The organism is Methylobacterium sp. CCH5-D2 (assembly GCF_001556475.1).
GTDB classification, from domain to species: domain Bacteria; phylum Pseudomonadota; class Alphaproteobacteria; order Rhizobiales; family Beijerinckiaceae; genus Methylobacterium; species Methylobacterium hispanicum.
In genome coordinates this window covers 1-10,686 of record NZ_LSIX01000927.1, presented here as the reverse complement: position 1 = coordinate 10,686, position 10,686 = coordinate 1, and the positions used below count along the sequence as shown (strand labels likewise).

The 10,686-nt window shown below is 74.1% G+C and carries 12 protein-coding genes; 10 read left to right on the top strand and 2 right to left on the bottom strand.

The genetic code is table 11. The annotated features are described in order from the left end of the window. Window positions 1-200: 200 nt before the first annotated feature. Entirely contained in the window at window positions 201-1,070 is an 870-nt protein-coding gene (locus AX737_RS25015; RefSeq protein WP_066926085.1) for a universal stress protein, read from the bottom strand. Window positions 1,071-1,260: 190 nt separating this feature from the next. Here AX737_RS25015 and AX737_RS25010 point away from each other — a divergent pair, with 190 nt between their 5' ends. The 4 genes from AX737_RS25010 to AX737_RS24995 all read left to right on the top strand — a co-directional run bounded on the left by AX737_RS25010 (window position 1,261) and on the right by AX737_RS24995 (window position 3,561). After that, window positions 1,261-1,599 (top strand): DUF1476 domain-containing protein, encoded by a 339-nt coding sequence (locus AX737_RS25010; RefSeq protein ID WP_066926082.1) that lies wholly within the window; start codon window positions 1,261-1,263, stop codon window positions 1,597-1,599. Window positions 1,600-1,653: 54 nt separating this feature from the next. Beyond that, entirely contained in the window at window positions 1,654-2,304 is a 651-nt protein-coding gene (locus tag AX737_RS25005; RefSeq protein ID WP_066926079.1) for a BON domain-containing protein, read from the top strand. An 11-nt stretch (window positions 2,305-2,315) separates the two neighbouring features. Next, window positions 2,316-2,759 carry a hypothetical protein gene (locus tag AX737_RS25000; RefSeq protein ID WP_066926076.1) on the top strand — a complete coding sequence of 148 codons (444 nt, stop codon included), beginning with the start codon at window positions 2,316-2,318 and terminating at the stop codon, window positions 2,757-2,759. A 64-nt stretch (window positions 2,760-2,823) separates the two neighbouring features. Continuing rightward, window positions 2,824-3,561 carry a Crp/Fnr family transcriptional regulator gene (locus tag AX737_RS24995; RefSeq protein WP_066926073.1) on the top strand — a complete coding sequence of 246 codons (738 nt, stop codon included), beginning with the start codon at window positions 2,824-2,826 and terminating at the stop codon, window positions 3,559-3,561. Here the strand turns inward: AX737_RS24995 and AX737_RS24990 are convergent. Further along, window positions 3,503-6,079, bottom strand: a complete 2,577-nt coding sequence (locus AX737_RS24990; RefSeq protein ID WP_082773286.1) for a phosphoketolase family protein — start codon at window positions 6,077-6,079, stop codon at window positions 3,503-3,505. The two genes, AX737_RS24995 and AX737_RS24990, sit on opposite strands and share 59 nt — an antisense overlap. A 205-nt stretch (window positions 6,080-6,284) precedes the next feature. Between AX737_RS24990 and AX737_RS24985 the strand changes: the two genes are divergently transcribed. The 6 genes from AX737_RS24985 (at window position 6,285) to AX737_RS24960 (ending at window position 10,425) form a co-directional block, all read left to right on the top strand. Further along, entirely contained in the window at window positions 6,285-6,485 is a 201-nt protein-coding gene (locus AX737_RS24985) for a hypothetical protein (protein WP_066926071.1), read from the top strand. A 123-nt stretch (window positions 6,486-6,608) separates the two neighbouring features. Continuing rightward, window positions 6,609-7,253, top strand: coding sequence for a BON domain-containing protein (locus AX737_RS24980; protein WP_066926069.1), 645 nt, complete (start codon window positions 6,609-6,611; stop codon window positions 7,251-7,253). Window positions 7,254-7,272: 19 nt separating this feature from the next. After that, complete coding sequence (locus tag AX737_RS24975; RefSeq protein WP_066926066.1) at window positions 7,273-8,256, top strand: zinc-binding alcohol dehydrogenase family protein; 984 nt, start codon at window positions 7,273-7,275, stop codon at window positions 8,254-8,256. A 139-nt stretch (window positions 8,257-8,395) separates the two neighbouring features. Further along, window positions 8,396-9,205, top strand: a complete 810-nt coding sequence (locus AX737_RS24970; RefSeq protein ID WP_066926063.1) for a universal stress protein — start codon at window positions 8,396-8,398, stop codon at window positions 9,203-9,205. Then, complete coding sequence (locus tag AX737_RS24965; protein WP_066926060.1) at window positions 9,205-9,549, top strand: cytochrome c; 345 nt, start codon at window positions 9,205-9,207, stop codon at window positions 9,547-9,549. Before AX737_RS24970 ends, AX737_RS24965 begins: the two co-directional genes overlap by 1 nt. A gap of 15 nt (window positions 9,550-9,564) precedes the next feature. Continuing rightward, entirely contained in the window at window positions 9,565-10,425 is an 861-nt protein-coding gene (locus AX737_RS24960) for a universal stress protein (protein ID WP_066926057.1), read from the top strand. The last annotated feature ends 261 nt before the right edge of the window (window positions 10,426-10,686 follow it).

Below are 10,686 nucleotides of genomic sequence, written 5' to 3'. Positions count from 1 at the left end.
CTCTCCCATAGGGAGAGGTCTGCTTTCGCAGAAAGCCGGGTGAGGGGTATGACCTCACAGGATATTGCTCGGCATCGACACGCGTCGATGCAGCGCTCGATTTTGAAGCGTCATACCCCTCACCCGAACCCTCTCCCTATGGGAGATGGGGAAGGGCGCGGTTCCCCTCACGCGGCCGAAACCATCGACCGGGAACGGTATCAGTGGGCGAGGAACAGCGGCACGGGACTGCGCAGGAGGAGCGAGCGCGTCACGCCGCCGAGGAGCCACTCCCGGAAGCGCGCGCGCCGGTAGGCCCCCATCACCAGCATGTCCGCACGGAACAGCCCCGCCTGGATCCTGAGCGTCTCGGCGACGTCCCCGACGACGGGCAGGTCGTTGACCGACACCGCGACCCCGTGGCGGGTCAGGTGCGGCGCGAACTCGGCGCCGGCGACAGAGGCCGACAGGTCCTTCTCGCCGACCACCGACACGATCTCGACCGCCTCCGCGAGGCGCAGGAACGGCAGGGCGTCGTTGGCGGCCCGCGCGGCCTGCGGACCGCCGTCCCAAGCGACGACGACGCGCCGCGCGCCGAACGTCCGGCAGCCCGGCGGAACCACCACGACGGGCCGTCCGCTTCCGAAGAGCGCGGCGTCGATGAGGTCGCGCTCAATGTCGATCTCGCGGGTGCCGGCCTCGAGGACGGTCAGGTCGGCCAGGCGCGCGCGCGCCGTGAGACGGGCGATCAGGTCCGGATAGGCCAGAGCCGACGCCTCGGTCGTGCAGGTGATGCCGAGGCCGGCCGCGTCCGCGGCGGCGCGCCCGGCGGCGGCCTGCGCGAGGGCGCGCAGCCGCCCGTTCTCGGACGCGACGAGTTCCTGGACGACGCCCCAGGCCGCCCCGGCGACCACGGTCAGGCGCCGGGCCGCGGACTGCACGGTGAGGTGCGCGCCGGCCGTGCCCGCGAGCGCGAGCGCGTAGGCGAGCGCGCTCTCGGGCCCGTCGTCGCGGCCCTCCTCGGCGATGCCCACGAGGACGTCGCGGATGCCCGGAATGGTGCCCCGGCCGGCGGCGTGCGGCTCCGACATCTTCGGCTCTCCCGTCGTTCCCGTCGGCGGAACCCTGCCGCGCCGCCCCCGCGGACGCGTTGATCCAGCGCAAGCCCGGCGCCCGCCCGTGCGAAGCGGCCCAGGCCCCGCGCCGGGCCTTGATCTGCCTCAAGGTCCCCGGCCCGTCCGGCCGCAGAATATCCGGACTGCCCCGAGGCGGAGCCGTCCCATGACCACGTTCGACGCGCGCGAGCGGGCTTTCGAACGCCGTTTCGTCCAGGAGGAGGACGCGCGCTTCCGCGCCCGCACCCGGCGCAACCTGCTCCTGGCGGCCTGGGCCTGCGAGCGGATGCGCCTGGGCGCAGAGGCGGCCGACCGGTTCGTCGAGACCTTCACCGACGCGGGCGTCGTCACGGGCGACGGGCCGCTGCTGTCGCGGCTGCAGGCGGATCTCAGGGCCGCCGGCGTCGAGGAGACCCTGCCGGCGCTGCGGCGGGAGCTGGATCGGTGCGCCGCGCTCGCCCGCGCCGAGCGGCGCGCCGGCCCGCCGCCGGACCCGACCGCCTGACGAACCCGCCGGCTCCGCCGACGGGCCCCCGCCCCAACCATCGGGAGAGACGCCATGACCGACAAGGACCTGCGCCGCGCCGTGCTCGACGAACTCGACTTCGATCCCAGCCTCGATGCCGCCGACATCGGCGTCGCGGTCTCGGACGGGGTGGTGACCCTGACGGGCCATGTCGGCAGCTACGCCGAGAAGGTCGAGGCCGAGAACGCGGTGCGCCGCGTGAAGGGCGTGCGCGCCGTCGCGCAGGAGATCCGGGTCCGCTACCCGGCGGCGAAGCAGATCGAGGACGACCAGATCGCCGCGCGCGCCCTCGCCATCATCGACTGGTCCGTCCACCTCCCGAAGGAGGCCATCCAGGTCGGGGTGAGCAAGGGCTGGATCACCCTGACCGGCACGGTACCCTGGCAGTACCAGGCAATGGGGGCGGAGGCGGCCGTGCGCAAGCTGTCGGGCGTCGTCGGCGTGTCGAACCTCATCCGGGTCAGGCCGGAGGTCCACCCGACCGCGGTCAAGGACAAGATCCTGGAGGCGTTCCGGCGCAGCGCGATGTTCGAGGCGGACGGGATCAAGGTGAGCGTCGCGGGCGACACGGTCACGCTCGAGGGTGCGGTGACGGCCTGGGCGGAGCGCGAGGCCGCCGAGCGGGCGGCCTGGTCGGTGCCGGGCGTCCGCGCCGTCGAGGACCGCATCGTCGCCCTGAGCTGAGGAGGACGGCCATGTCCCGCGGATCGGAGGTGCTGGCCCCGGCCCGGCTGCGCCGGGTGACCCTGACGCTGGCGCGCTGTCCCGAGCATCCGGAGGGGAGTGCCGGGCGCGGCTACGAGATCGTGGCGCCGCTCGGCCCGGAGGGCCGCCTCGACGCGGCGCTCTGGCAGGAGACGCGCGACCATTGCCGCGTGCGCCGCTTCTGGACCGGCGAGCGCGACCGCCACGGCCGGCTCGTGCACCGGGCCGGGGGCGAGGGAGGCGCGACCTGGCTGATCGACTACGACGACCGGACGACGGACGACGACGAGGCCGGCTACCGCCTCGGCACCCACGCCTTCCTCGAGGGCGCGTACGTCTCGATCCGCGGGGCGGACGACGCGGCCTACCACACCTTCCGGGTGGATCGGGTCGGCCCTGCCCGGCCGGCCGCAGCCTCGGCAGGCTCCGGTTGATTCAGGACAACCTGAGGGCGTCGCCTCCCCTGTAGCCTGTCCGGTCTACGCGGGGGGCCAAGGCATGCCGGACCATCTCATCCGCAAGCTCGAGCACTTCACCCGACTCTCGGCGGCGGACCGGCTGGCCCTGCACGGGCTGGCCCGGAGCGTGCGCGCGGTCGGGCGCCATCAGGACCTGCTGCGGGACGGCGACAGCCCGCGGCACGTCAGCCTGGTCCTGGAGGGCTGGGCCTGCCGCTACAAGCAGCTGGAGGACGGCCGTCGGCAGATCGTGGCTCATGTCCTGCCGGGCGATTTCTGCGACGGCTACCTGCTCGTCCTGCGCGCGCTCGACCACGCGGTCGGCACGCTCACCCCGGTGCGCGTGGCCGAGATCCCGAGCACCGCGCTGATGGAGGTGCTGGATCAGCATCCCCGGATCATGCAGGCGCTCTGGTGGGAGACGCTGGTCGCGGCCGCGATCCAGCGGGAATGGACGGTCAGCCTCGGCCAGCGCACCGCCCTGGAGCGCGTCGCCCACCTGTTCTGCGAGCTGTTCTGGCGCCTGCGCATGATCGGCCTCACGGAGGGGGACACCTGCCCGCTGCCGCTCACCCAGGTCGAGATCGCCGACACGCTCGGCCTCACCAACGTGCACGTGAACCGCATGCTCCACCAGATGCGCGGGGCCGGGCTGATCGTCCTGAAGTCGAAGCGGCTGACGATTCTGGACCTCCCCGCCCTGCAGGACATCGCGCTGTTCAACGCCGGCTACCTGCACCTGGGGCGGGAGGGATCCCATCTCGACGCCGAGGGGTGAGGCGGGCCGGCGGCCTGCGGAGGGACTCGGCGCCCGGCCAAGTCCAGTCCCGCACCTCCGGCAGGTCGTCCCCGGTGCGGCGGACGTGCTCGCCGTGGGCGGCCAGCGCCTCGCGGAACGCCTGCTCGGCGTGGTCGCGCCGCGCACCCAGCCGCGGCACCGCCTGGAGCGCGGCGAGCGCCAGGTGGAAGCGGTCGATCCGGTTCAGCACGCACATGTCGAAGGGGGTGGTCGTGGTCCCCTCCTCGATGAAGCCGTGCACGTGGAAGTTCTCGTGGTTCGTCCGCTTGTAGGTCAGCCGGTGGATGAGCCAGGGATAGCCGTGATAGGCGAACACCACCGGCCGGTCGCGCGTGAACAGGCTGTCGAAGGTCGGGTCGTCGAGCCCGTGCGGGTGCATCGCGCGCGACGGCAGCGTCATCAGGTCGACGACGTTGACCACCCGCACCCGCAGGTCCGGGAGGTGACGGCGCAGCCAGTCCACCGCGGCGAGCGTCTCCTGGGTCGGCACGTCGCCCGCACACGCCATCACCACGTCGGGCTCCTCCTCGCCCTCGTTCGAGGCGAAGTCCCAGATGCCCGCGCCCGCCGCGCAGTGCCGGGCGGCCTCGTCAAGGCCGAGCCATTGCGGCGCGGGCTGCTTGCCCGCCACCACGACGTTGATGCGGTCGTAGGTGCGCAGGCAGTGGTCGGTGACGCAGAGGAGGCAGTTCGCGTCCGGCGGCAGGTAGATCCGGGCGGTGTCGCCGCGCTTGTTGGCCACGAAGTCGATGAAGCCCGGATCCTGGTGGCTGAAGCCGTTGTGGTCCTGCCGCCAGACATGGGACGAGAGCAGGATGTTGAGCGAGGGCACCGGCCGGCGCCAGGGCAGCTCGCGGGAGGCCTTCAGCCACTTGGCGTGCTGGTTCACCATCGAGTCGACCACGTGCACGAAGGCCTCGTAGGTCGCGAACAGGCCGTGGCGGCCGGTCAGCACGTAGCCTTCCAGCCAGCCCTCGCAGAGGTGCTCGCTCAGCACCTCCATGACCCGCCCGTCGGGAGCGAGGTGGTCGTCGCCCGGCAGGATCGCCTCCTGCCACGCGCGGTCCGTGACCTCGAAGACCGCGTCGAGCCGGTTCGAGGCCGTCTCGTCCGGCCCCATGATGCGGAAGTTGCGCGCCTTCCGGTTCAGGGCGAGGACGTCGCGCAGGTAGGCCCCGAGCGCGCGCGTCGCCTCGGCCCGGGCGCCGCCGGGCTCCGGCACGGCGACGGCGAAGGACCGGAGGTCCGGAAGGCGCAGGGGGTGGCTCCTGTGGGCGTTGGCGTGCGGGTTCGCCGAGAGGCGCCGCGCCCCCTGCGGCGGCAGCGCGGCGAGGTCGGGGACGAGCGCGCCGTCGGGCCCGAACAGCTCCTCCGGCCGGTAGGCGCGCATCCAGTCCTCCAGGATCCTGCGGTGCTCCGGGTTCTCGCGCACGGCGGCGACCGGCACCTGATGGGCGCGCCACGTGCCCTCGACGGGCTTGCCGTCCACGACCTTCGGCCCGGTCCAGCCCTTGGAGCTGCGCAGCACGATCATCGGCCGGCGCGGCCGCTCGCGCCGGCCGTGCGTGGCGGCCGCCCGGATCTCGGCGAGCCCGTCGAGGGCGGCGTCGAGGGCGGCGGCCATCGCCTGGTGCATCGGCCCCGGTGCGTCGCCCGCGACGAAGGCCGGCTCGTAGCCGTAGCCGACGAGGAGGCTGCGCAGCTCGTCCTCCGGCATGCGCGCGAGGATGGTCGGGTTGGCGATCTTGTAGCCGTTGAGGTGCAGGATCGGCAGGACGGCGCCGTCCGCGCGCGGGTCCAGGAACTTGTTTCCATGCCACGAGGCGGCCAGCGGCCCCGTCTCGGCCTCGCCGTCCCCGATCACGCAGGCGACCGTCAAGCCGGGATTGTCCAGCGCGGCCCCGAAGGCGTGGGCCAGGGCGTAGCCGAGTTCCCCGCCCTCGTGGATGGAACCCGGCAGCTCGGGCGAGGCGTGGCTCGGGATGCCGCCGGGGAACGAGAACTGCCGGAACAGGCGGGCCATGCCCTCCGCATCCTGCGCCACGTCCGGGTAGATCTCGCCGTAGGTGCCCTCCAGCCAGGCGTTGGCGACGAGGCCGGGCGCGCCGTGGCCCGGTCCCCAGACCGCCATCATGTCGAGGTCGCGCTGGCGGATGACGCGGTTGAGGTGGGCGTAGATGAAGTTGAGGCCCGGCGTCGTGCCCCAGTGCCCGAGGAGGCGCGGCTTGACGTGCTCGGGGCGCAGCGGCTCGCGCAGCAGCGGGTTGGCCATCAGGTAGATCTGCCCGACCGACAGGTAGTTGGCGGCGCGCCAGTAGGCGTCGATCCGCGCGAGGCTGTCCGGCCCGAGCGGCCCGGGCACGAAGGGCGGCCCCGGCCGCTCCGAAGCCGGTTCCCAAGCCGGCTCCCGAGCCGGTTCCCCCGGCCGCGCGCCGCCCTTCGAAACCGCTTTCGAGCCGCCACTCGACCGATCCTCCGGCCCGTGCCTCGCGTCCATGTCGGCCTCCCGGCGGCTGTTGATCCCCGCGGCTGATCCTTCGGGCGACCGTGCCGGCTGGCGGGACCGCGGGCGTTGAGCTGGATCAAGGCGGCGTGCGCGCCCACCGGCAGGATGCCCGCGTCGGCAAGAGCGCCGGCAAGAGTGCCGGCAAGAGTGCCGGGACGGCGCCGCGATGGGGCGGCGGGACGGACGGGAGCGAACGATGACGCTGGTTCTTCGATCCACCGCGATCGGCGCGGTGCGCCGGGCACGGGTGACGGTCCGCCTCGAGCCGCGCAACGACGTCGGCGCCCGGGTCGTCGCCGACGCGGCGCGCTACCGCAGCATCGGCAGCCTTCAGGCGCTGGCCCTGGCGGCGGCGGCCTCGCTGGCGACGACCGCCCTGCTCTGGCTCGCCCTCTAGGATCGCTCCCGACCCGCGGTGCGACCGGAACCGGCCCTCGTCGCGACGCGCTCTCCCGCGCCGGGCCGGCGTCCCACCGACGGAGAGCGCTCCCGGCCCGGCGACCGAACGGAGGACAGGGCGATGGACGACATCACCGTGCGCCAGCGCGTGCTCGACGAGCTGGAATACGCCCCCATGGTCGATGCCGCACGCATCGGCGTCATCGTCGAGAAGGGGATCGTCACGCTCTCGGGCCATGTCCGGAGCTACGCCGAGAAGACCATCGCCGAGCGCGTCGCGCTCCGGGTGCGCGGGGTGCGCGCGGTGGTCGAGGAGATCGAGGTCCGCTACCCGCAGAACCCACGCATCGGCGACGAGGCGCTCGCCGAGCGCTGTGCCCAGGTGCTGGAATGGGACGTGCGGATCCCGGACCGCGCGGTCTCGATCAAGGTCGAGCACGGCTGCGTCACGCTCCAGGGCAGCGTGCCCCACTATCACCAGAAGGCGGCCGTCGACGCGGCCCTGCGCCGCCTCGCGGGCGTCACCGACATCGTCAACCTGATCGCGGTGAAGCCGCCGGCCGAGGCCCAGGAGGTCCGGTCCCGCATCCGCGCCGCCCTCAAGCGCAGCGCCCGGGACCCGGACACGATCCGCGTGCGCGTGGAGGGCGACCGGGTGATCCTCGACGGGTGCGTCGACGTCTGGCGGGAGCGGGAGCTCGCCGAGCGGGCCGCGTGGTCGGCGCCCGGCGTGCGCGCCGTCGAGGACCACCTGACCCTCTCGTAGGCGCGGCGGGAGCGGCCCGATGCTGGCGATGGTCCTGCGGGCGGTCGGCGCCTCCCTGGTGCCCGAGGAGCGGCCGGACCCGGAGCCCGGTCCCGGCGAGGTCCGGGTCCGGGTCGAGGCCTGCGCGGTCTGCCGGACCGACCTGCACCTCATCGACGGCGAACTGCCCCAGGCGGTCTACCCCGTCGTGCCGGGGCACGAGGTCGTCGGGACCGTTGAGGCGGCGGGCGCGGGCGTGGCCGCGCCGCGGCCCGGCGCGCGGGTCGGCGTGCCCTGGCTCGGGCATGCCTGCGGCGCCTGTCCCTACTGCAAGGGCGGCCGCGAGAACCTCTGCGACGCGGCGGGCTTCACCGGCTGCACGCGCGACGGCGGCTTCGCGAGCCATCTCCTGGCCGAGGCCGCCTTCACGGTCCCGCTCGATCCCGCGCTCGATCCGGTGGCGACCGCGCCCCTCCTCTGCGCCGGGCTGATCGGCTGGCGCACCCTTCGGATGGCGGGCGAGGCCGGGACGGTCGGCCTCTACGGCTTCGGCGCGGCGGCCCACATCGTCGCCCAGATCTGCCGCTGGGAGGGGCGGCGCGTGCTCGCGCTCACCCGGCCCGGCGACCGCGCGGCCCAGGATTTCGCCCGCGCGCTCGGGGCGGAATGGGCGGGCGGCTCGGACGAGGCGCCCCCCGTCCCGCTCGACGCCGCCCTGATCTTCGCGCCCGACGGGGCGCTGGTGCCGGCCGCGCTCGCGGCCGTCGCCAAGGGCGGGCGGGTGGTCTGCGGCGGGATCCACATGAGCGACATCCCGGCCTTCCCCTACGCGCGGCTCTGGGGCGAGCGCGCGCTGCTCTCGGTGGCCAACCTGACCCGCGCGGACGCGCACGGCTTCTTCGCGATGGCGCCGCGGGCCGGCATCCGCACCCGCACGCGCACCTATCCGCTGATCCGGGCCAACGAGGCCGTGGCCGACCACCGCGCCGGAATCCTGACGGGCGCCGCCGTGCTGGTGCCCTGAGCCTGGTGCCCTGAGCGCGCGCCCGACTCCGCGTCGCACGGAACCCGTTGACTTGAATCAAGGTCCGGCCCGGGGCGCCGGAGGAGGATGCCCCATCGAACCTGCGATCCCGGTCTGGGGAAGCAGCGGGGAGGCGGGGATGCGGATCTCGAACATCATGGTCTCGGTCGATCCCATGGGCGCGGACCGCGTCCGGCTCGCAGCCGGGCTCGCGGAGCGGCTCAGGGCGCGGCTCACCGGCGTCGCCGCGCGCCAGGTCCCGAGCCTGATGCCGGTCGGCGACATGCTGGAGGTCGAACGGGTCTACGAGGACGAGGAGCGCTGGGCGCGCGAGCAGCTCGACGAGGCCAAGGCCCTGTTCGAGCGCGAGGCCGGCGCGGCGCCCAAGACCGCCTGGCGCTCCGCGCTGGCCGATCCCCTGCTCCACCTCCTCGATCAGGCACGCACCGCCGACCTCGTGGTCGTGGGCCGCCAGGGCGCGGCGGACGGCGATCCGGGCCTGCTCGCCGTCCCGACCGGCGCCGTCCTGATGGAGGTCGGCCGCCCGGTGCTCGTCGTGCCGCCCGGCATCGAGCGCCTCGCGGCCCGGCGCGTCGTCGTCGGCTGGAAGGACACGCGCGAGGCGCGCCGGGCGATCCACGACGCCCTGCCCTTTCTCGGCCATCCCGAGCGGACCTGCGTGGTGGCGGTGGGGCCGGGCGCGCGGAACGAGGGCGCGGAGGGCGCGGCCGAGTACCTCGCGGGGCACGGCATCGCGGCCACCACACACCTGCTGCCGAGCCCGGTCATCGGCCCCGCGGACGAGCTGATGCGGTTCGCCCGGGCCGAGGAGGCGGATCTCATCGTGATGGGCGCCTACGGCCATTCGCGCCTGCGCGAGTGGATCTTCGGCGGCGTCACCCGCGACGTCATGCGGGCGACGCCCGTCTGCTGCCTGATGAGCCACTGATGCGCGCCCCGACCGTCATGGCGGCCCTCGCGGCGGCCGGTCTCCTCGCGCTGCCGCCGCTCCCCTTCGCCGCCCCGGCGGCCGCCTGGGACCGCCGGGTGCAGCAGGGCGAGACGCTGGCGCGGACGAACTGCGCCCGCTGCCACGCGGTCGGGCGCGTCGGCGCGAGCCCGCTCGGCGAGGCGCCTCCCTTCCGCGACCTGCACACGCGCTACCCCGTCGAGGATCTCGGCGAATCCCTCGCCGAGGGCATCCGCACCGGGCATCCCGGCATGCCCGAGTTCCGGTTCGACCCGGACCAGGCGGAGGCCCTGATCGCCTACCTGAAGACCCTGGAGCGCTGAGCGAGGAGCGTCCCGATGTACCTGCGCTGCCTTCTCGTTCCGACCGGACCCGGGATCGACGCCGCGCGCCGGCTCGACGCGGCGCTCCGCCTGAGCCGGCGCCTCCGCGCGCATATCGGCGTCGCCTTCGTGGCGCCCGGACCCGAGCACGTCATGGCCGCCATGGCGGGCCTCGCGCCCATGGACTGGACCTCCGTCGCGGCCATCGAGCAGGGTGCGCGCGAGGCCGCGGCCGAGGGCAAGGCGGCCCTCCGGGCTTGGTGCGGGCGCGAACGGGTGCCGTTCATGCCGCCGGACGGCCCCCTCGACGCCACCTTCGCGACCTGGACCGAACACGCGGGCGAGATCGAGCCGGTCCTGACGCTCGCGGGCCGCGTGAACGATCTGGTGGTGGTGGACCGCCCGGACCCGGCCGTGCCGTTCACGGGCCGCGCGCTCGACACCGCCCTGTTCTCGGTCGGGCGCCCCACCCTGATGGTCGGCGAGGACGTGCCCCACGACCTGCTCGCCCACGTGATGGTCGCCTGGAACGGCAGCCTGGAGGCGACCCGCCTCGTCGGCCAGTCCATCGCGCTGCTGCGCGAGGCGGCCCGGGTCACGGTCGTGCACGCCCGGACCGAGCGCTTCGAGGAGGCGCGCGCCGCCGACCTGTGCGGCTATCTGCGCTGGCACGGCATCGTGGCGGAGGCCGTCACGCTCGGGATGGAGGAGCCGCTCCCGGTCGGCACGGCGATCCTGGCCGAGGCGGAGCGGCGGGGCGCCTCGATGCTGGCGCTCGGCGCCTACACCCACAGCCGGGTGCGCGAGTTCCTGCTCGGGGGCGTCACCCGCACGGTGATCGAGAACGCGCGCCTGCCGGTGCTGATGGCCCACTGAGCGCGTGTCCGCCGGCGCCGTGGGCGACCGGATGCGGGCGCGGCGGGACAAGGCCCGGCCGTCCGATCGCGGCACGACCCGGACAGGAACCTGTCCTCATACCACCGCGCGGTGCCCCCTCTCCCATAGGAAGAGGGTTGGGGTGAGGGGTATGACGTTCCCGACCTGAGCGTGCCATCGACGCGCGTTCAGCTCAGCGCTTTTACTGGAAGCCTCATACCCCTCACCCGGCTTTCTGCGAAAGCAGACCTCTCCCTACAG

Coding starts and splice junctions, on each gene's coding strand:
- AX737_RS25015 (WP_066926085.1), bottom strand. CDS start 1,070: ATGTCGGAGCCGCACGCCGCCGGCCGGGGCACCATTCCGGGCATCCGC.
- AX737_RS25010 (WP_066926082.1), top strand. CDS start 1,261: ATGACCACGTTCGACGCGCGCGAGCGGGCTTTCGAACGCCGTTTCGTC.
- AX737_RS25005 (WP_066926079.1), top strand. CDS start 1,654: ATGACCGACAAGGACCTGCGCCGCGCCGTGCTCGACGAACTCGACTTC.
- AX737_RS25000 (WP_066926076.1), top strand. CDS start 2,316: ATGTCCCGCGGATCGGAGGTGCTGGCCCCGGCCCGGCTGCGCCGGGTG.
- AX737_RS24995 (WP_066926073.1), top strand. CDS start 2,824: ATGCCGGACCATCTCATCCGCAAGCTCGAGCACTTCACCCGACTCTCG.
- AX737_RS24990 (WP_082773286.1), bottom strand. CDS start 6,079: ATGGACGCGAGGCACGGGCCGGAGGATCGGTCGAGTGGCGGCTCGAAA.
- AX737_RS24985 (WP_066926071.1), top strand. CDS start 6,285: ATGACGCTGGTTCTTCGATCCACCGCGATCGGCGCGGTGCGCCGGGCA.
- AX737_RS24980 (WP_066926069.1), top strand. CDS start 6,609: ATGGACGACATCACCGTGCGCCAGCGCGTGCTCGACGAGCTGGAATAC.
- AX737_RS24975 (WP_066926066.1), top strand. CDS start 7,273: ATGCTGGCGATGGTCCTGCGGGCGGTCGGCGCCTCCCTGGTGCCCGAG.
- AX737_RS24970 (WP_066926063.1), top strand. CDS start 8,396: ATGCGGATCTCGAACATCATGGTCTCGGTCGATCCCATGGGCGCGGAC.
- AX737_RS24965 (WP_066926060.1), top strand. CDS start 9,205: ATGCGCGCCCCGACCGTCATGGCGGCCCTCGCGGCGGCCGGTCTCCTC.
- AX737_RS24960 (WP_066926057.1), top strand. CDS start 9,565: ATGTACCTGCGCTGCCTTCTCGTTCCGACCGGACCCGGGATCGACGCC.